General features: G+C 65.7%; 14 protein-coding genes. 4 read left to right on the top strand and 10 right to left on the bottom strand.

Translation table 11 applies throughout. The features are described from left to right. Positions 1–129 precede the first annotated feature (129 nt). A complete protein-coding gene (locus GTK01_RS14580) occupies positions 130–1,614 on the top strand; it encodes a M48 family metalloprotease (protein WP_252927108.1) in 1,485 nt (494 codons plus the stop codon). A gap of 22 nt (positions 1,615–1,636) precedes the next feature. On the opposite strand, the gene GTK01_RS14575 is transcribed toward GTK01_RS14580, so the two are convergent. From GTK01_RS14575 to GTK01_RS14545, 7 genes are all read right to left on the bottom strand, one after another. Then, positions 1,637–2,497, bottom strand: a complete 861-nt coding sequence (locus tag GTK01_RS14575; protein ID WP_252927075.1) for an RNA polymerase factor sigma-32 — start codon at positions 2,495–2,497, stop codon at positions 1,637–1,639. Between the two features lie 263 nt (positions 2,498–2,760). After that, positions 2,761–3,339: a CarD family transcriptional regulator gene (locus GTK01_RS14570; protein WP_252927073.1), complete on the bottom strand. Its 579-nt coding sequence runs from the start codon at positions 3,337–3,339 to the stop codon at positions 2,761–2,763. A 367-nt stretch (positions 3,340–3,706) separates the two neighbouring features. Further along, positions 3,707–4,045: a ferredoxin FdxA gene (fdxA, locus tag GTK01_RS14565; RefSeq protein WP_252927071.1), complete on the bottom strand. Its 339-nt coding sequence runs from the start codon at positions 4,043–4,045 to the stop codon at positions 3,707–3,709. A gap of 153 nt (positions 4,046–4,198) precedes the next feature. After that, positions 4,199–4,579: an RNA-binding S4 domain-containing protein gene (locus GTK01_RS14560; protein ID WP_252927069.1), complete on the bottom strand. Its 381-nt coding sequence runs from the start codon at positions 4,577–4,579 to the stop codon at positions 4,199–4,201. Next, on the bottom strand, positions 4,580–7,750 hold the full coding sequence (locus tag GTK01_RS14555; protein ID WP_252927065.1) for a helicase-related protein: 3,171 nt from the start codon (positions 7,748–7,750) through the stop codon (positions 4,580–4,582). It abuts the gene before it with no gap. Between the two features lie 408 nt (positions 7,751–8,158). Continuing rightward, a complete protein-coding gene (locus GTK01_RS14550) occupies positions 8,159–8,881 on the bottom strand; it encodes a beta-ketoacyl-ACP reductase (RefSeq protein ID WP_252927062.1) in 723 nt (240 codons plus the stop codon). 87 nt (positions 8,882–8,968) lie between these two features. Further along, positions 8,969–10,156 carry an acetyl-CoA C-acetyltransferase gene (locus GTK01_RS14545; protein ID WP_305883892.1) on the bottom strand — a complete coding sequence of 396 codons (1,188 nt, stop codon included), beginning with the start codon at positions 10,154–10,156 and terminating at the stop codon, positions 8,969–8,971. Positions 10,157–10,372: 216 nt separating this feature from the next. Between GTK01_RS14545 and phaR the strand changes: the two genes are divergently transcribed. Beyond that, positions 10,373–10,981, top strand: coding sequence for a polyhydroxyalkanoate synthesis repressor PhaR (gene phaR, locus GTK01_RS14540; RefSeq protein ID WP_252927060.1), 609 nt, complete (start codon positions 10,373–10,375; stop codon positions 10,979–10,981). Between the two features lie 252 nt (positions 10,982–11,233). Here the strand turns inward: phaR and GTK01_RS14535 are convergent, their stop codons facing one another. After that, positions 11,234–12,823 carry a gamma-glutamyltransferase family protein gene (locus GTK01_RS14535; protein WP_252927057.1) on the bottom strand — a complete coding sequence of 530 codons (1,590 nt, stop codon included), beginning with the start codon at positions 12,821–12,823 and terminating at the stop codon, positions 11,234–11,236. A 178-nt stretch (positions 12,824–13,001) separates the two neighbouring features. Here GTK01_RS14535 and pyc point away from each other — a divergent pair, with 178 nt between their 5' ends. After that, positions 13,002–16,463, top strand: coding sequence for a pyruvate carboxylase (pyc, locus tag GTK01_RS14530; protein WP_252927055.1), 3,462 nt, complete (start codon positions 13,002–13,004; stop codon positions 16,461–16,463). Positions 16,464–16,516: 53 nt separating this feature from the next. Here pyc and GTK01_RS14525 read toward each other — a convergent pair whose 3' ends face one another. Next, positions 16,517–17,356 carry an SH3 domain-containing protein gene (locus GTK01_RS14525; protein WP_252927053.1) on the bottom strand — a complete coding sequence of 280 codons (840 nt, stop codon included), beginning with the start codon at positions 17,354–17,356 and terminating at the stop codon, positions 16,517–16,519. Between the two features lie 268 nt (positions 17,357–17,624). On the opposite strand from GTK01_RS14525, the gene GTK01_RS14520 reads away from it, so the two are divergent. Further along, a complete protein-coding gene (locus tag GTK01_RS14520) occupies positions 17,625–18,782 on the top strand; it encodes an MFS transporter (protein ID WP_252927052.1) in 1,158 nt (385 codons plus the stop codon). On the opposite strand, the gene GTK01_RS14515 is transcribed toward GTK01_RS14520, so the two are convergent. Further along, positions 18,764–19,648, bottom strand: a complete 885-nt coding sequence (locus tag GTK01_RS14515; protein WP_252927050.1) for a LysR family transcriptional regulator — start codon at positions 19,646–19,648, stop codon at positions 18,764–18,766. The genes GTK01_RS14520 and GTK01_RS14515 overlap by 19 nt on opposite strands. Positions 19,649–19,715 lie beyond the last annotated feature (67 nt).

The raw sequence follows: 19,715 nt of genomic DNA, 5'->3' as shown, positions 1-19,715 counted from the left end.
GAAGGGGACTTGTCTTTCCTCAAGGTTTCTGTTGTCTGCGCGGGCATCGCGCCACGATATGCGCGCCGAGTCCCGTCGAAGAGTTGGGAGGCCGATCTGGCCGCACGAGCGATCGAACCTGATTTTGGCATGAAGGCCGGCCCGAGAAGCCTTGGCCGGCTCGCGATCGCCCTGATGCTGGCCACGGCGCTGACCTCATGCCAGGCATTCGACGCGGCTTCGCTCAACGAGGACGCCTTCAAGCCCTCCGCCAATCCGGTGACCGTCGACAGCGTGACGCGCGACGACCGCATGGCGGCGATCGCGCGTGAGCAGCATCCGCGCATCCTGGCCACCTATGGCGGGGAATATTCCGACCCGAAGCTCGAACGGTCGATCGCGCGCATCGTCGGCTCTTTGACGCTCGACCCGGAAAATCCGAACCAGACCTACCAGATCACCATCCTCAACTCGCCCAACATCAACGCGTTCGCGCTGCCGGGCGGGTTCCTCTATCTGACGCGCGGCCTTCTCGCGCTCGCCAACGATTCGGCGGAAGTGGCGGCCGTGGTCGCGCACGAGATGGCGCATGTGACGGCCAATCACGGCATTCAGCGCCAGCAGAAGGAGGCCGAGGAGGTGCTTGCCGCGCGCGTCGTCTCCGACGTTCTGGGCGGCGGCGACACCGGCGGGCAGGTGGCGCTCATCCGCGGCAAGCTGCGGCTCGCGCAGTTCTCGCGCAACCAGGAACTGGAAGCCGATGCGATCGGCATCAAGTCGATCGGCCGCGCAGGTTACGACCCCTATGCGGCGTCGCGCTTCCTGCAGTCGATGGCCGCCTATGCGGAATCGCGCACGGTGGAATCGTCGGCCAATCGCAGCCTCGACTTCCTCGCCAGCCACCCCAACGCGCCCCAGCGCATCGACCTTGCCACGCGCCATGCGCGCCAGTTCGGCATGCCGGGCGTCGGCAACCGCGAGCGCAATGCATTTCTCGACGGCATCGACGGCATGCTTTTCGGCGATACGCCGGAGGAAGGCTTCGTGCGCGGCACGTCCTTCGTCCATCCGATCCTCGGCGTTTCCTTCGAGGTGCCGCAGGGCTTCGTGATCGACAATTCGGCCGCGGCCGTCACCGCCGCAGGGCCGGGCGACATGGCCGTGCGCTTCGATGGCGTGACGGTGGAGCCGCGCCAGTCCCTTGCCGCCTATGTGCAGTCGGGCTGGGTCGCCGGGCTCGATCCGGCGTCAGTGCGGCAGACGACGATCAACGGCAACGAAGCGGTGAACGCGCAGGCGCGCGCCGAGGGCTGGCAGTTCGACGTGACGCTGATCCGCTCGGGCCGGCAGGTCTATCGTCTTTTGACCGCCGCGCCGCTCGCCAGCAACAATCTGCAGGCCGTCGCGAATTCCGTGGCGGCGAGCTTCCGCACGCTCTCTGATGCGGAAAAGGCGCAGATACGTCCGCTGCGCATCCGCGTCGTACAGGTCGGAGCAGGCGACAACGTCGCCTCGATGGCGGGACGGATGGTCGGGACAGACCGGCCGATGGAACTGTTCCAGCTGCTCAACGGGCTTGGGCCGGGCGCCAGCCTGTCGGTCGGCGACCGGGTGAAGATCGTTTCCGACCGCTAGCGCTTGCGGGCGACATGCCGCGTCAGGCGCTGCCGGCCATATGCGGGTTGCCATTGACGAGCGCAGTGCGCAGCTTTTCGAGCGCGCGGCTTTCGATCTGGCGCACGCGTTCCTTCGAGATGCCAAGCCGCTCGCCGAGCGATTCCAGCGTGGCACCGTCTTCGCGCAGGCGCCGTTCGCGGATGATCTTCAACTCGCGCGGGTTGAGCGCCGTGAGCGCGCCGGACAGCCACTTGCTGCGCCGCTCGGTGTCGATCGTGTCGGTCACCACCTCGTCGGGCAAGGGGGCATCGGAGACGAGGAAGGCCATGCGGTCGGTGCCGCCGGGCGAGTCGTCCATGACCGGAGCGTTGAGCGAGGTGTCGGGGCCGGACAGGCGCGCATCCATCATCGCGACATCGGCCTCGTTAACGCCGAGGGCGACGGAGACTTGCCGGTAGAGATCGGCGTTGGACAGGTTTTCCGGGCCGCTCTGCAGCTTGGCGCGCAGGCGGCGCAGATTGAAGAACAGCGCCTTTTGCGCCGACGACGTTCCGCCTCGCACGATCGACCAGTTGCGCAGGATGTAGTCCTGCATCGACGCCCTGATCCACCAGGTCGCGTAGGTCGAAAAACGGACTTCGCGGTCGGGCTCGAAGCGGGCCGCAGCCTCGAGGAGGCCGACATGGCCCTCCTGGATCAGGTCGCTCATGGAAAGGCCGAAATGGCGGAACTTGGAGGCCATCGAGATGACGAGGCGCATATGGGCGGTGGTGATCTTGTGGAGCGCGTTCTGGTCCCGTTTCTCTTTCCACTGGATCGCCAGTTCAAGCTCTTCCTCGCGGGCGAGATAAGGCGCCTTCATGGCCGCCCGGATCATCGAACTTCTTGAGCTACTTTCCATGGCCGAAGCGCTCCCGATGTTGCTGCGTCTGGTCTTGTCTTCTCTACGGGCCGCACCAAATTTCGGATCATCGAGCAGCGTCGAGGTGTCTCTGCCTGGCCGTCCGGTCTTGACGCAGCGCGATGGTTTCTGCGCGCATGCATGGTTCAAACGCGGCGGCGGAGCTGCGGTTCCATCGCGCGCTTCCGGGCCCAGACGCCCCAAACGAAAAGACCCGGCGCGGGGGCCGGGTCTTTCGTCAGTTGGGATGAAGCGGTTCGGCCTTATGCGGCTTCTTCCTGCTCCGTCTCGGACTCTTCGTTGTCGGCCTTGGCGCCGCGCTTGGGACCCTTGTTGAGGTTGATCTCGATCAGACGCACGGCCTCGGTGTCGGAGACGCGGTTGACCGCCGCGATCTCGCGGGCCATGCGGTCGAGGGCCGCCTCATAGAGCTGGCGCTCGGAATAGGACTGCTCAGGCTGGTTCTCGGCGCGGTAGAGGTCGCGCACGACTTCGGAGATCGAAATCAGGTCGCCCGAATTGATCTTCGCATCGTATTCCTGCGCGCGACGCGACCACATGGTGCGCTTCACGCGGGCGCGGCCCTGGACGACCTGGAGCGCGCGGTCGACATAATCCGTTTCGGACAGCTTGCGCATGCCGATGGACACGGCCTTGGCGACCGGTACCTTCAAACGCATCTTGTCCTTCTGGAAATCGATGACGAAGAGTTCCAGCTTGTGGCCCGCGACCTCCTGTTCCTCGATCGTCGCGATCTGGCCCACGCCGTGGGCAGGATAGACGATGAACTCACCGGTCTTGAAACCGTTACGCGCCGCGGATTTCTTCTGCTGGGTTGCCATACGCCCGATACTCCCTGTTGCGATACCGGCCTCTGACAGGGCCGGTCATCCGGAAACGGCCGGGTGAAACCGGCCAGCATGGTGTCGGGACAAAAGAGCGGACTGCCAAACCAAGGAAAAAGCCAAGCTCACCTGAAATGGTGAAGCGCGGCCCAGATCGCCCTGGTCCGTATTGAGTCCCACCTTTCAGTGATTGATGCGCTTGCGCACGAAATCGACGTTTGTCACCGGCATGTCGTGATTGTGTAACACAAAATGTGGACAGAATCAACCATTTGCACTAGCCGCGCAACGCCAGCGCCGCTAGGACGCGTCGTGATTCGCCATAGCTGCGGCGCGATGCCGCATATCGGACAAGCGTGAGGCGTCAGTCGCCTGTGCCGGCCTCGGCAGAGAAGTACTTCTCGAACTTGCCCTCTTCGCCATCGAACTCCTTGGCGTCCGCCGGCGGCTCCTTCTTGGCCGTGATGTTCGGCCACTTCTGGGCGTATTCGGTGTTGATTTCAAGCCATTTCTCAAGCCCCGGCTCGGTATCAGGCTTGATCGCCTCGGCCGGGCATTCGGGCTCGCAGACGCCGCAATCGATGCACTCGTCGGGATGGATGACGAGCATGTTGTCGCCCTCGTAGAAGCAGTCGACCGGGCACACCTCGATGCAGTCCATGTACTTGCACTTGATGCAATTGTCGGTGACGAGGTAGGTCATAGGTGCCGGCTCCGGCCTTCCAAAGGCGCTGCAAAGTCTTTCGGGTGGTCACGTAGCGAGTTCGGGACGCCGTGACAAGGGTCGCATGATGCGCCGATCGGCGCTTGCGAGGAATGGAATTCCAGACCGGATTCCTTTTCCCGGTCCGATGGCTCAATCACGTCCTTCGAAGCGGTCGATCTCGCGGCGCTCGCGCTTGGTCGGGCGGCCAGCGCCGCGATCGCGCTCGGCGACAGGCGGCAGCTCGGCGGCCTTGGCCTCGGGCGGAGGCGACAAGTCCTCGTAGAGCGTGCGGGCCTCCTCGAACGGGCCGCGCCGCGTTCCGGGCAGGAGGATCTTCAGCACGAGGATGCGCCGGTCGAGCGAGATGGTCAGGACATCGCCGGGCTTCACGCTGTGGGCCGCCTGGTCGATCTTCTCGCGGTTCAGCCGGACCTTGCCGGCCTGGACGAACTTTGCCGCCAGCGAACGGGACTTCGCCACGCGGGCGAAGAACAGCCATTTGTCGATCCGCTGGCGGGCGGTTCCTTCCATCTATTTCTTCAATTGCTCCTTGAGCGCAGCGAGCTTGGCGAAGGGCGAATCCGGATCGAGCTTGGCCGGTTTCGCGTCGCGCGGGGGTTGTGCCTCCCAGCGACGCTCGCCGGACGGCTTGCCGTCCCGCTTGCCATCCCTCTGTCCGCCGGGCTTGCCTCCCGGCTTTCCGCCACGCGGCCTTTCATCGCGGCCGCGCTGCGGCCCGTTGCCCGGACCGCGATCCGAACGGCCGGCGCCGTCGCCGCGCGGCTTGCCGCGGAAGGCGCGCTTCTCGCCCGGAGCTGCGTCCTCGGCTTGCGCCGCGCCACGGTTGCGCGCGTTGCGGTTGCCCCGTTCGCGGCGCGGACGGCCTTCGAAGCGGCCCTGACGCCAGATGGTGATCGTCTTCGGCGCCTCGGGCTCCTCGCCCGTCCCGGGGTCCTGCGGCGCGGCCTCGGTCGCCGGCACGGCAGCCGCTTCGGCGGCGGGCTCTGCCGGTGCTTCTGGAGCGGGCTCGGCGGCGGCCTGGGCTACCGGCTCGGCTTCGGCCACACGCTCGGTTGCGTCGGCTTCCGTGACAGGCTCGGCGGCAGGCTGGTCCGTCGGTTGCACGTCTGCCGGCGCAGGTTCAGCGCTCTTTGCGGTTTCGACCGGAGCCTCGGCCGATGGTTTCTCGGCCTTGGCGCGGGCTTCGGCATCGAATGCGTCGAGTTTCGCCCTGATTTCCGCTTCGGGTTTCGTCTCGCCGCGATAGCCAAGACCCTTGAGGATTTCTTCCATGTCTTCGGCAGTGGCGCCGAGGATCGACATCATCGCCGGCGTGACGAGGAAGGCATTGCCGTCGAACGCGCCTTCCGGGCGCGCACCGCTGCCCGCCTTCCAGCCAAGCGCGGGGCGGATCAGGTCGGCGAGGCGCTCGAGAATGTCGACGCGGACGGCGCGGCGGCCAAGATTGCGGTAGCCGGCGAGACGGTAGAATTCCTTGTCGATCGCCTGGTCGACGACGACGGACGTGCGGCCCGAGGCAAGCGCGTTGACGACGTCGCCGAAGCCGGGCTTGTCCTTGCCGTCGTTCTTCAGCGCCCAAAGGAGCGTGACGATACCGGCAGGACCGGGCTTGAGGAGTGCCGGCACGAAGACGTGGAACGCGCCGAAGCGCACGCCGAGGCGGCGCAGCGCGGCGCGGGCTTCCTGGTCGAGCGCGCGGACATCTTCCGAGACGTCCCGCCTGTTCAGAAGGCCGAAATTCTCGACGATCTGGAACGCGATGCCGCGCGCCATGCCCGAAAGCTGGTCTGCGGCCTGGAGATCGAACAGCGGCTTGAGGGCCGTCTCGATCTGGTAGTTGACGAAACGCTCGATGCGGGCGGCGACCTTGTCGCGCGCGGGGCCGGTCAACTGTTCGTCGGCGAGCAGGATCGCGCGCGGGCGCAGCGCGTCATCGCCTGTCGTCAGCGAGGCGACGGGCGCGCCGATCCAGCGCACGAGGCCGTCGGCCGTGAGCGCGAAATCGCCATTGGCCGATGCGGAAAAGCGCTCGGCCCGCGTTTCGAACTCGCTCGCCAGCGCCTTTTGCGCGGCAGCGCGAACGGCCTTGGCATCCTCGCCTTCCGCCTTCTGGTCGGCGGTGAAGCGGAAGCCCTGCAGCTCGCCCACATGATGGCCCTCGACGAGGACCTCGCCGGTCGGATTGATTTCAGCTTCAAGCATACTGTTTTCTCTTAAGCGCCGCATCAGCACGGATGTCCTGCGGTCTACGAAGCGTTTCGTCAATCGCTCGTGAAGCGCATCGGACAATCTGTCCTCGATATCGCGTGTTTTTTCCTGCCAATGAACCGGGTCGGCAAGCCAGCCCGGCCGGTTCGAAACGAAGGTCCAGGTCCGGATCTGGGCGATCCGGTGCGACAGCGCGTCGATGTCGCCCGCGGTCGAATCCGCACGGCGCACCTGTTCGGCCATGTAGTCGGCGTCGACATGGCCCTTGGTCGCCAGATCGATGAACATCGAGCCGATGAGCTCGGCATGCTGCGCGGGCGCGATGCGGCGATAGTCCGGCAGGGCACAGGCGTCCCACAGCATGGCGACGCGCTTGGGCGTATTCGCCAGATTGCGCACGCGCTCGTCGCGCGAGAGGATGTCGAGCGCCTTGGCGTCGACCGCCGGCAGCGCGCGCGTCAGGCCCTCGACCGGGGGAACGGCGTCGATGGACCGCTTGAGCGCATCGAGCGAGGAGAAGTCGAATTCGGCGCTGCGCCATTGCAGCACCTTCACGCTGTCGAAATTGTGCGCCTCGACGCGCTCGACGAGTTCGTCAGGCAGCGGGTCGACCTGGCCGGTGACGCCGAAGGTGCCGTCGCGCAGATGGCGGCCGGCGCGGCCGGCGATCTGACCCATCTCGGCCGGCGTCAATTCGCGATACTGGAAGCCGTCGAACTTGCGGTTCTGGGCGAAGGCGACGTGGTCGACGTCGAGGTTCAAACCCATGCCGATCGCGTCGGTGGCGATGAGATAGTCGACATCGCCCGACTGATAGAGTTGCACCTGCGCGTTGCGGGTGCGCGGGGAGAGCGCGCCGAGCACAACGGCGGCACCCCCGCGCTGGCGGCGGATCAGTTCGGCGATGGCGTAGACCTCGTCTGCCGAGAAGGCGACAATGGCCGTGCGGCGCGGCAGGCGGGTCAGTTTCTTCGAACCGGCATAGGCAAGGTGCGACATGCGCGGGCGGGTGACGACCGAAATGCCGCGCAGGAGCTTTTCCAGGATGCCGCGCATGGTGGCGGCGCCGAGAAGCAGCGTTTCCTGGCGGCCGCGCAAGTGCAGGATGCGGTCGGTGAAGATGTGACCGCGCTCGAGGTCCGCGGCGAGCTGAACCTCGTCGATGGCGACGAAGGCGGCGTCGGTCTCGCGCGGCATCGCCTCGACCGTGCAGACCGAATAGCGCGCGCCCGGCGGGACGATCTTCTCCTCGCCAGTGACGAGTGCGACTTTGGCCGCACCGACCTTCTCGCAGACGCGTGCATAGACCTCGCGCGCGAGCAGCCGCAGCGGCAGGCCGATGACGCCTGTCTCATGCGCGACCATGCGCTCGATCGCCAGATGCGTCTTGCCGGTATTGGTCGGACCGAGGATCGCGGTCACATCGCGGCCTGACAGGATCAGGGGCTGCGACGGGCGGGGCTGGATGTTCATCTAATCAATAGGGCCTTTCCGGCCGACTGTCGTCGAGAACGGTTAGCATCGTGGTGGGCGCAAGTGAATGGCCGCGAGGCAAGCCGGCCCCACATAGTGTGTCGCGGTGTCATTCGCCAGAGTACCGGTGTGCGCACAACCGGAACGAGTCCTGAACGAACCGGGACCGAATCGCTGACTCAGGGGATTCATGGTCTGTTCTGGTTGTGTGGGTTTCGGGGTCACGTCTGGGACGCTTGTCCACCATGTTTGCACAGGGTGTGCACTGGATGTGAACATTTTTTGCGAAGGGGACCCCCACCCTTTTATCCCTCCCCACAAGGGGGAGGGAGGGCGCCGGCGCTGATGCCAACCCGTCCGCCTGGATACAGGGTGGTCCCCTGCGAGAAATCCCACCATCCGTCGAGATCAGACGAAGTACTGACCGCCATTGGCCGAGATCGTCGAGCCGGTGATGAAACCGGCGTCGTCGGAGGCGAGGAAGACGACGCAGCGGGCAATCTCAGCGGGCTCGCCGAGGCGGCCGACGGGGATCTGCGCGATGATGCTCTCGCGCACCTTTTCGGGCACGGCCATCACCATGTCGGTGCCGATATAGCCGGGGCAGATGGCGTTGACGGTGATGCCGGCCTTGGCGCCTTCCTGGGCGAGCGCCTTGGTGAAGCCGAGATCGCCGGCCTTGGCGGCGGAGTAGTTCGCCTGGCCCATCTGGCCCTTCTGGCCGTTGATCGACGAGATGTTGATGACGCGGCCGAACTTCCTCTCGCGCATGCCGGTCCAGACCGGATGCGTCATGTTGAACAGGCCGGTCAAATTGGTGTTGATCACCTCGTTCCACATGTCCGGCGTCATCTTGTGAAACATGGCGTCGCGCGTGATGCCGGCATTGTTGACGAGGACGTCGATGGGGCCGATCTCGGCCTCGACCTTTTCGATGCCGGCCTTGCAGGCATCGTAGCTCGACACGTCCCACTTGAAGACGGGAATGCCGGTCTCCTTCCTGAAAGCCTCGGCCTTCTCGTCATTTCCGGCATAGGTCGCGGCGACCTTGTAGCCGGCAGTGGTGAGCGCGACGGAAATCGCGGCGCCAATGCCGCGCGAGCCGCCGGTGACGAGTGCTGTGCGTGTCATGTTCTCTCCCATTGATGTTCATCTCCCCAGCGCCGTTCTCGGCGTCTTCTTGAAAAACGAGGGCGGCGCGAACGCCGCCCTGCGCAATCAGTTCATCGCTTCGACGCACATGGCAACGCCCATGCCGCCGCCGATGCACAGCGTCGCGAGGCCCTTTTGCGCGCCACGGCGCTTCATCTCGAAGAGCAGCGTGTTGAAGACGCGGGCGCCCGAGGCGCCGATCGGATGGCCGATGGCGATGGCGCCGCCATTCACATTCACGATCTGCGGGTCCCAGCCCATGTCCTTGTTGACCGCGCAGGCCTGCGCGGCGAAGGCTTCGTTGGCTTCCACGAGGTCGAGATCAGCGACCGACCAGCCGGCCTTTTCGAGCGCCTTGCGCGAGGCGGGGATCGGGCCGGTGCCCATGATCTGCGGGTCGACGCCGGCGGTCGCCCAGGAGACGATGCGGGCAAGCGGCGTGATGCCACGGCGCCTGGCCTCCGCCTCGCTCATCAGGACGACGGCGGCTGCGCCGTCATTGATGCCGGACGCATTGGCGGCGGTGACGGTGCCCTCCTTGTCGAAGGCGGGCTTCAGCTTCGCCATGGCGTCGAGCGTGGCGCCGTGGCGGATGTATTCGTCGTCCTCGACAATGGTGTCGCCCTTGCGGCCCTTGATCGTGACGGGGACGATCTCGTCCTTGAACTTGCCGGCCTTCTGCGCGGCCTCGGCCTTGTTCTGCGAGGCGACGGCGAACTTGTCCTGCTCGTCGCGCGAAAGCTGCCACTGGCGGGCGACGTTCTCGGCGGTGTTGCCCATGTGGTAGCCGTGGAACGCATCCCACAGGCCGTCCTTGATCATGGTGTCGATCATCTTGAAGTCGCCCATCTTCTGGCCCGAGCGCAGATAGGCCGCGTGAGGCGCCATGGACATGGATTCCTGGCCGCCGGCGACGATGATCTTCGCATCGCCGGTTGCGATCTGCTGCATGCCGAGCGCGACGGCGCGCAGGCCCGAGCCGCAGAGCTGGTTCATGCTCCACGCGGTCGCCTCCTGCGGGATGCCGGCGGCCATCGCGGCCTGGCGGGCCGGGTTTTGGCCCTGCGCGGCCTGCAAGATCTGGCCCATGATGACCTCGTCGACGTCCTTCGGGTCGACGCCGGCGCGCTCGAGGGCGGCCTTGATGGCGACCGCTCCGAGCTCGTGCGCGGGGACGGTGGCGAATGCGCCGTTGAAAGAGCCGACGGGCGTGCGCGCGGCGCTCGCGACGACGATCGAATTCATCTCAGACATGTCGGGTTACTCCGGAACGATGAGGGAGCGCGAAAAAGCGCTTTGACGCATTTCTTGCCGTCTCGGCGCGCCCAAGTCAAACCGGCGATGGGCCAGCGATGGGCCGGCGATGGGCTTCGTGCGCTGCACAAAGCGCTTTCAATTGCCCGCCTTTTGCGCATATCCTCAAAGCTTGCCGAGCGGAAACAGTCGGTTAAATCACTGGGAGCCAGCTACATGCCCGCAAAGACCGATCCGGTGGCCATCAAGAAATACGCAAACCGCCGTCTCTACAATACGGGCACGAGCACATATGTGACGCTGGAAGACCTGGCCGAGATGGTCAAGCGCGGCGAGGATTTCACGGTGCAGGACGCCAAGTCCGGCGACGACATCACGCATTCGGTGCTGACGCAGATCATCTTCGAGCTGGAAAACCGCGACGGCCAGAACATGCTGCCGATCCCGTTCCTGCGCCAGCTCATCGCCTTTTACGGCGACCAGATGCAGATGGTGGTGCCAAGCTTCCTCGAGCAGTCGATGGTGGCCTTCGCCAAGGAGCAGGAGCGCTTTCGCCAGCAAATGAAGGATGCGATGGGGAAGACGCCCATGGGCATGATGCCGATGGCCGCGCCGCTGAAGGCGATGGAAGACCAGGCCCGGCGCAATGCCGAGATGTTCCAGAACGCGATGCGCATGTTCACGCCCTTTCCGATGCACGGCGCGGCTGGGGGCGAGGCGGCGAAGGGCGAGGACGAGCCCGAAGCGGCGAAGGGCGACGATCTTTCCGAACTGAAGGAACAGATCGCCGCGATGCAGCGCAAGCTGGATCAGATGGGGCGGTAGGTTCGGCGCGTCGGCGCTTCTGGGCGCTGAATTGTCGATCGCGGAGCCGGCTTTTTTTCTGAATTGACCCCCACCCTTTATCCCTCCCCACAAGGGGGAGGGAGGGCGTCTTCGTTGCGCTCAGCCTTCCGCTTGGCACTTGCATTGACAGGAAAAAAACGACGCTGACGAACTCCCTCCCCCTTGTGGGGAGGGATAAAGGGTGGGGGTCGCCTTCACCAAAACCGGTGCCGACCATCCCGCGCCGCAGACCTACCAACCCATTGCGCAACCGTCCTTGCGGGGGTCGGAACCGGCGATGAGGAAGCCGGATTTTTCGTCGATGACGATCGCCTGGCCGCCGCCATGGGGGGCCGGGGCGTTCTGGACACGGTGACCACGGCGTTCGAGTTCGGCGCGGATGTCGGGGCCGATGCCGGTTTCGGCGTTGAGGATTTCGCCGGTATCTTCCCAGAAGATGCGGGGGTGGTCGATGGCGGCCTGCGGGTCCATGCTGTGGTCGGCGATGTTGGAGAGAACATGGGCGTGGCCCATGGGCTGGTAGTCGCCGCCCATGACGCCGAAGGAGATCGCCGCCTTGCCGCCCCGCGTCGCCATGGCCGGGATGATGGTGTGCATCGGCCGCTTGCCGGGGCCGATCTCGTTGGGATGGCCGGCGGCGAGCGAGAAGCCGGCGCCGCGGTTCTGGAGGGTTATGCCGGATTTCTCCGTCACGACCTTCGAGCCGAAGCCGTGATAGGTCGAGTTGATGAAGGAGACGGCGCGGCGGTCGCGGTCGACGACCGTCAGATAGACGGTGTCCGAGGACGGCATTTGCGGCGGTGCGATGTCGTCGTTGCGGCGGGCCATGTCAATGCGCGAGGCGAGCGCGTCGATATAGGCGTCCGACAGGAGTTCGGCCGGCGTCACGGTCATGGTGTTCGGATCGGCGACCAGGTGGTCGCGGACCGAATAGGCGATACGCGCGGCCTCGATTTCCATGTGGACGCGATCGGCCGAATCCGGCGCGAGGCGGCCGGCGCCGAGCTTTGCCATCAGGCGCAACAGGATCAAAGCCGTGATGCCCTGGCCGTTGGGCGGGATCTCGTGGACGTCGTAGTCGCCGTAGCGCGTCGCGATCGTGTCGACCCAATCCGCCGAGACGGCGGCGAGGTCGGACTCGGTCAAGAGGCCACCGAGCGACTTGACCGTGGCGGCGATCTCGGCGCCGATTTCGCCCTGGTAGAAGGCCTTCGAACCGTCCTTCGCTATCGCGCGGAAGGTCCTGGCGAGCGCGGGCGCCGCGTGGCGCGAGCCGACCGGCGGGGCCTTGCCATCGACGAGATAGTGCTTTGCACCGCCGGCATCCCTTGACAGGAGGTCGACGGCCTTCGGCCAGTCGAGGGCGACGCGTCCATGAACGGCGTAGCCCTCTTCCCCGTAGCGGATGGCATCGGTGAAGAGTTCGTCGAAGCCCTTTCTGCCGAAGCGGTTCGCGAGCTTTTCCCAGGCATCGATGGCGCCGGGAACTGTGATCGGCAGAGCGCCGTGCTCGGGCATCGCGTTGAGGCCCTTTTCGCGAAACCATTCCGGATCGGCCGCCATCGGCGCGCGGCCGGACCCGTTCAGGCCGTGAATCTTTCCGTCGGGTTCGGCGAGGATGACGAAGCAGTCGCCGCCGATGCCGGTCATGTGCGGTTCGACCACGCAGAGCGTCGCGCAGGCGGCGATGGCCGCATCGACGGCATTTCCGCCCGACCGGAGCACCGAGAGCGCGGTCATGGTGGCGAGCGGGTGCGATGTCGCGGCCATGCCGTTGTCGGCATAGACGGCCGAGCGGCCGGGCAGGTCGAAATTGCGCATGCGTTTGTCTCTCCCATTTCGGCCCGATGGTCCCGAGGCCGGTCGGGTAATAGTTCGCATGTTCAGTTCGGCAAGATCAATGGCGCCCTGCGCCAAGGGGAGCTTTCAATGTTTTGACCTTGCGTCCGCTGGTGGTTGCGCTGCACCATGCGGCCCCACGCAAGCTGGAGGGCCTTCCTTGCAGATCCAGAAAATCCTCGTCGCCAACCGATCCGAAATCGCGATCCGCGTGTTCCGCGCGGCCAACGAACTCGGCATCAAGACCGTCGCGATCTGGGCGGAGGAGGACAAGTATTCGCTGCATCGCTTCAAGGCGGACGAGAGCTATCAGGTCGGGCGCGGCGCGCATCTGGCGAAGGATCTGGGGCCGATCGAAAGCTATCTGTCGATCGACGAGGTGATCCGGGTGGCGAAGCTCTCCGGGGCGGATGCGATCCATCCGGGCTACGGACTTTTGTCGGAAAGCCCGGAATTCGCGGAGGCCTGTGCGGAAAACGGCATCGTGTTCATCGGGCCAACGCCTGAGACGATGCGCCGGCTCGGCAACAAGGTCGCAGCGCGCAACCTCGCCATCGAAGTGGGCGTGCCGGTGGTGCCGGCGACCGAGCCGCTGCCGGACGACATGGATGCGGTGAAGACGATGGCTGCCGAGATCGGCTACCCGGTGATGCTGAAGGCCTCGTGGGGCGGTGGCGGGCGGGGGATGCGCGCGATCCGCGCCGAGGCCGACCTCGCCCGCGAGGTGACGGAGGCCAAGCGGGAGGCCAAGGCCGCCTTCGGCAAGGACGAGGTCTATCTGGAAAAACTGGTCGAACGCGCGCGCCATGTCGAGGTGCAGGTGCTGGGCGACACCCATGGCAATGCCGTCCACCTTTTCGAGCGCGACTGCTCGATCCAGCGGCGCAACCAGAAGGTCGTGGAGCGCGCGCCCGCGCCCTATCTCGACGCGCAGCAGCGGGCGGAATTGTGCGCCCATGCCCTGAAGATCGCCAAGGCCACGGATTATGTCGGCGCGGGCACGGTCGAATTCCTGACGGATGCCGATACGGGGAAGTTCTACTTCATCGAGGTCAATCCGCGCATCCAGGTCGAACATACGGTGACCGAGGAGGTGACCGGGATCGACATCGTCAAGGCGCAGATTCGCATCCTTGAAGGGGCGGCGATCGGCACGGCTGAGTCGGGCGTGCCGGCGCAGGACAGGATTTGGCTGAACGGCCACGCGCTGCAATGCCGGATCACGACCGAGGACCCGGAGCAGAATTTCATCCCCGACTATGGCCGGATCACCGCCTATCGCGGCGCGACGGGCTTCGGAATCCGGCTCGACGGAGGCACGGCCTATTCGGGCGCGGTCATCACGCGGTTCTACGATCCGCTTCTGGAGAAGGTGACGGCGTGGTCGCCGTCTGCCGACGAGACGATTCTGAGAATGGACCGGGCACTGCGGGAGTTTCGCATTCGCGGCGTGGCGACCAACCTGACCTTTCTCGAGGCGATCATCGGGCACCCAAGTTTCCGCGACAATTCCTATACGACCAAGTTCATCGACACGACGCCCGAGCTCTTCACGGCGGTGAAGCGGCAGGACCGGGCGACGAAGCTCTTGAACTATCTCGCCGATGTTTCGGTGAACGGGCACCCCGAGGCGCGCGGACGGCCGAAGCCGAAGGCGGATGCGCTGAAGCCGAAGGTGCCGTTCGTCGGCGGCGCGGTGCCCGACGGGACCAAGCAGCGGCTCGACGCGGACGGGCCGGAAGCCTTTGCGAAATGGATGCGGGCCGAGAAGAAGGTGCTCGTGACCGACACGACGATGCGCGACGGTCACCAGTCGCTGCTTGCCACACGCATGCGCACGCACGACATCGCGGCGATCGCCGGCACCTATGCGCGGGCGCTGCCGCAGCTTCTGTCGCTCGAATGCTGGGGCGGGGCGACGTTCGACGTCGCGATGCGGTTCCTCACGGAGGACCCGTGGGAGCGGCTCGCCAAGGTGCGCGAGGGGGCGCCGAACATCCTCTTGCAGATGCTGCTGCGCGGGGCGAATGGCGTCGGCTACACGAACTATCCCGACAATGTGGTGCGCTATTTCGTGCGGCAGGCAGCGGCCGGGGGCATCGACCTCTTCCGCGTCTTCGACTGCCTCAACTGGGTGGAGAACATGCGTGTCTCGATGGACGCGGTGCGCGAGGAGGGGCGGCTTTGCGAAGCGGCGATCTGCTACACCGGCGACATCAACGACCCCGACCGGGCCAAGTACGACCTCAAATACTATGTCGGGCTCGCGCGCGAACTGGAGGCGGCCGGCGCACATATCATCGCCATCAAGGACATGGCGGGGCTGCTGAAGCCGGCGGCGGCGAAGATGCTGTTCCGCACGCTGCGCGAGGAAACGGACCTGCCGCTCCATTTCCATACGCATGATACGTCCGGCATCGCGGCGGCGACCGTGCTGGCGGCGGTGGAAGGTGGCGTGGACGTGATCGACGCGGCAATGGATGCGCTTTCGGGCAACACTTCGCAGCCCTGCCTCGGCTCGATCGTGGAGGCGCTGAAGGGCGATGCACGCGACCCCGGGCTCGACCCCGAATGGATCCGGAAGATTTCGCTCTACTGGGAGGCGGTGCGCAACCAGTACGCCGCGTTCGAGAGCGACCTGAAAGGGCCGGCCTCGGAGGTCTATCTGCACGAGATGCCGGGCGGACAATTCACCAACCTGAAGGAGCAGGCGCGTTCGCTGGGGCTGGAATCCCGCTGGCACGACGTCGCGCAGGCCTATCACGACGCCAATCTGATGTTCGGCGACATCGTCAAGGTGACGCCGTCGTCGAAGGTCGTCGGCGACATGGCGCTGATGATGGTCAGCCAGGATCTGACGGTGGAAGATGTCGAGAATCCGGGCAAGGACATCTCCTTTCCCGACTCCGTCGTCTCCATGCTGAAAGGCGATCTCGGCCAGCCGCCGAAGGGCTGGCCGGTGGGCCTGCAGAAGAAGGCACTGAAGGGCGAGAAGCCGATCACCGTTCGCCCCGGTTCGCTGCTTGCGCCGGCCGATCTCGACGCGGATCGCAAGAGCATCGAGGAGAAGCTGGAGCGCGCACTTTCCGATTTCGAGTTCGCATCCTGGCTGATGTATCCGAAAGTGTTCTCGGACTTCGCCGCCGCGCAGGACGAATACGGTCCCGTCTCGACACTGCCGACGCCGGTCTATTTTTACGGCATGGAACAGGAGGACGAGATCTTCGTCGAGATCGAGCGCGGCAAGACGCTCGTGATCCGCTGCCTTGCGATCGGCGAGACCGATGAGAAGGGCATGGTGACCGTGTTCTTCGAACTCAATGGCCAGCCGCGGCGCGTGAAAGTTCCAAACCGAACGCATGGGGCGGGCGGCGCGAAGGCGCGGGCCAAGGCGGAAGCGGGCAACGGAGCCCATGTCGGCGCGCCGATGCCGGGGGTGGTCTCGACGCTCGCCGTTTCCGCCGGGCAGAAGGTGTCGGCCGGCGACGTGCTGCTTTCGATCGAGGCGATGAAGATGGAAACCGCGCTCCATGCCGAGCGCGACGGCGAGATTGCAGAGGTTCTGGTGCGCGCCGGCGACCAGATCGACGCCAAGGACCTCCTGGTCGTCTACGCCGGCTGAAATGGAAAAGGCCCGGTCGAAGCCGGGCCTTGCTCAAATTCCGGCGATGCCGATCAGCGGGTGATGAAGGACTGGAAGATGTAGCCCTTCTGGCCCTTGTAGCTGACTTCGCACCAGCGGCAATCGGTCTCCGCCTCAATCGACGCGTTGGCGGGCACGACGGTCAGAACGGCGGCGCCATCCTCCGGAGCCGCGCGCATGTTCACGTACTGCGTGGCCTTGGCGGGGCTGAGATTGGACGACGCGACAACGGGCTCGGCTTCGACCTTCTCGTCCTCGGTGACGAGGGCGGCATCGAACGCGCTGCGCTCGGAAGCCGGCGATGCGGGGCGCGAGGGGGCAAAGCCGGCGGCGGTGGCCGGAATGCCCGAAGTCGTCAGCCCTTCGATGTTGCCCATGGCGCCGGCGATCTCGGCAGCGGCCACGGTTTCGTCGACGGCCTGCTTGAGCGCAGTCAGTTTGTCTTCGTCGACCGACAGCGCCTCGGCGCTCCAGCGCGGATCGTCCGCAGCGAGGCCGGCCGATTGCGTCGGCGCGGAGATTTTGGACTGGGTTGTCGCAGTGGGCTCGGGGGCCGCCGTGCGGGCCGGTTCGGCGGCAGCGAGTGCCGGTGCGTCGGCGATTGCGGTTTCTTCGGCAGGTTCGGGCTGGGCGAGGGCGGCGGTGTCGACCGTCTCGGCGACGAGGGCGTTCGTGGCGGTGTCGGAACTGGCCATGCTGCGAATGAGCGGGCCTGCGGCGAGCGCGCCGACGAGCGCAAGTCCGGCGAGACCGATCGCGGCCGGCACGGAAGCCTTGCGCAGGAGGCTGCGTGATTTCAGAACCGGAGCCGCTCCCTGGTCCAGTCCCTCGCCATTCCAGTCGATGCGTCGACGCGGATTGTCTGTAGACATGCCTTCACCCTGGCTGTTTGTGCTTGGCGCGGCGTGGCACTGCCCGGCAAAAAGCGGGCAGAGACGGGGCGCGAAGCGAAATTCGTGAATCCCTCTTCGCGCGACCATACCATCGATTGTGGCGCTGATGAGCCCGAGTTAATCACGCGTTAAGCTTCCGGAGGCTGTGGCGGACTTGTCACGCAACGAAATTATTTGTACAACCGATATTAAATCGATTTAAATTGGCCATTTAGACCAAATTGCATATTGCAGGGAGTAACGAAACGTGAATCCGGGATTTCCTCGAATCCGTATTGCCGTCGCGCTCGCCTTCCTGGCCAATGGGCTCGTCATTGGCGCATGGGCACCGCAAATCCCGGCGCTCATGGAGCGGCTGGAGGTGACGGAAAGCCGGCTCGGCCTCTTGATTCTCGTCTTCGGCCTTGGCGCTCTGGTCGCGATGCCGTGGTGCGGCGGGTTGATCGCGCGGCACGGATCCCAGCGGCCGTTGGCCGGATTTGCCGTCCTCCTGCCGTTTGCGCTTCCCGCCGTGGTCCTCGCTCCCGGCTTTGCCAGCGCGGGTTTGGCGATGTTCTGCTTCGGCGCGATCACCGGCGGCATGGATGTGGCGATGAATGCCAATGCCGTCGCGGTGGAGCGCAAACTGGACCGCGCGATCATGTCGTCTTCGCACGGCTTCTGGAGCCTTGGCGGCTTTGCCGGCGCGGCGGCGGGCGGCGCGCTGCTTCAGGCGCATGGCGCATTGGCGCAGGCGGTCGTCGTCGCCGCCATATCAGCGGCGGTCGTCGTCGCGATGCTGGCGTGGTCCTTGCACGACCGGCCGGCCGCGCATGCCGAAAAGCCAGCGACACGCTGGCCGCTGACGCCGCTGCCCTATCTGCTCGGGCTGGCGGCGTTGTTCGGCATGATCCCCGAGGGGGCGGTGCTGGACTGGGCCGCGCTCTACCTGCAGCGCGAACTTGGCTCGTCCGTCGCCACGGCGAGCCTCGCCTTTGCCGGATTTTCCGGCGCGATGGCCTTGATGCGCTTTTCGGGCGACGCCATCCGAAACCGGTTCGGGGCGGTCACGACGATGCGGGTCTCGTGCCTGATCGCGGGGCTCGGGCTGGTTGGCGCCGGCCTGTCGCCTGGCGCTTCGCTGTCTATCGCGTTCTTCGCGCTGGCCGGTCTCGGCATCGCCAATGTCGTGCCGATCGCCTTTTCGGCAGCGGGCAACCAGCCGGGCCTGTCGCCGGGCGTCGGGATGAGCGTCGCGACCACGATGGGTTATTCGGGCATCCTCGTCGCGCCGTCGGCGATCGGCTTCATCGGCGAGCGAACAGGCTTCGCGCCGATTTTCGTCGCGCTTGCGCTGGTGCTGTTCACGCTTGCCGCGCTTGCGCGGCTCGTCGCGACGGCGGATCGTCAGAAAGTCATCGCATAGGCCTTCAGGTGTTCGTGCAGGTGCTCGGCCACGCGGCGGATGCGCGGCGAGGCGCGCACGTCACGGTGCATGGCAAGCCACATCGGCAGGGCCGGCAGCGTCATGCCGGCAAGGACGATTTCGACGCCGCAAGTTCGGCGCACGAGCCCCCGCTGGGCAAAGCCGATGCCGAGCCCGGACTTCACCAGCTCCCAGAATACGATCTGGTTGTCGGTGCGCACGCCGAAGGCGTGGCGGTCGATCTCGACGCCGAAGCCGCGGAAGCCGGCGATGAGGTCGAGGCCGCGATCATAGCCGACCAGGTCGTGGTCGATCAGATCTTCGGGATTTCCGGGGCGTCCGCGCCGGTCGAGATAGGCCGTGGATGCGCAAGCGCAAAGCGGCAGGTCCGCGATCTTGCGGGCGACGAGGTCGAGCTGCGAGGGCTCGACCATGCGGACCGCGATGTCCGCGTCGCGGCGCAGAAGGTTTTCGACCGTGTTTGAGGCGACGATCTCGATCTCGATGGCGGGCTCGGATCGACACAGCGGCTCGAGAATTTCCGGCAGCACATAGGCGGCGACGATTTCGCTGGCGCTGATGCGCACGGTGCCAGCGAGCGCCTCGGCGCGGCCGGTGGCAAGGCGCGCAAATCCGTCGGCGGCGGCGTTCATTTCGGATGCGCGGGCGAAGAGCCGGGCTCCCTCCTCGGTCGGTGCGTAGCCGCGTGGCCCGCGCTGGAAGAGCGTGAGGCCGAGTTCGGCTTCGAGCGCCTGGATGTGCCGGCCGAGGGAGGGTTGCGACATGCCGAGCCGGCGCGCGGCGGCCGACAGGCTGCCCGTCTCGGCAACGGCGTAGAAGGAACGGATCAAAGACCAGTCGGTCATGTAATCTATCCGAAAATGAATAATCACGCGTCGAATTTGGCGAATGTCCATTCTTATTCGAAAGGCG

Origin of the sequence: Aliihoeflea sp. 40Bstr573, assembly GCF_024105655.1 — a bacterium.
GTDB lineage: Bacteria > Pseudomonadota > Alphaproteobacteria > Rhizobiales > Rhizobiaceae > Aliihoeflea.
This window is presented reverse-complemented; position numbering and strand designations above follow the sequence as displayed.

Bases quoted from the DNA above. Each gene is read 5' to 3' on its own strand.
- GTK01_RS14525 (WP_252927053.1), bottom strand. From the start codon at position 17,356: ATGTCTACAGACAATCCGCGTCGACGCATCGACTGGAATGGCGAGGGA.
- GTK01_RS14555 (WP_252927065.1), bottom strand. From the start codon at position 7,750: ATGAACATCCAGCCCCGCCCGTCGCAGCCCCTGATCCTGTCAGGCCGC.
- GTK01_RS14535 (WP_252927057.1), bottom strand. From the start codon at position 12,823: ATGCGCAATTTCGACCTGCCCGGCCGCTCGGCCGTCTATGCCGACAAC.
- GTK01_RS14560 (WP_252927069.1), bottom strand. From the start codon at position 4,579: ATGGAAGGAACCGCCCGCCAGCGGATCGACAAATGGCTGTTCTTCGCC.
- GTK01_RS14575 (WP_252927075.1), bottom strand. From the start codon at position 2,497: ATGGAAAGTAGCTCAAGAAGTTCGATGATCCGGGCGGCCATGAAGGCG.
- fdxA (WP_252927071.1), bottom strand. From the start codon at position 4,045: ATGACCTACCTCGTCACCGACAATTGCATCAAGTGCAAGTACATGGAC.
- GTK01_RS14570 (WP_252927073.1), bottom strand. From the start codon at position 3,339: ATGGCAACCCAGCAGAAGAAATCCGCGGCGCGTAACGGTTTCAAGACC.
- GTK01_RS14515 (WP_252927050.1), bottom strand. From the start codon at position 19,648: ATGACCGACTGGTCTTTGATCCGTTCCTTCTACGCCGTTGCCGAGACG.
- GTK01_RS14550 (WP_252927062.1), bottom strand. From the start codon at position 8,881: ATGACACGCACAGCACTCGTCACCGGCGGCTCGCGCGGCATTGGCGCC.
- GTK01_RS14580 (WP_252927108.1), top strand. From the start codon at position 130: ATGAAGGCCGGCCCGAGAAGCCTTGGCCGGCTCGCGATCGCCCTGATG.
- GTK01_RS14545 (WP_305883892.1), bottom strand. From the start codon at position 10,156: ATGTCTGAGATGAATTCGATCGTCGTCGCGAGCGCCGCGCGCACGCCC.
- phaR (WP_252927060.1), top strand. From the start codon at position 10,373: ATGCCCGCAAAGACCGATCCGGTGGCCATCAAGAAATACGCAAACCGC.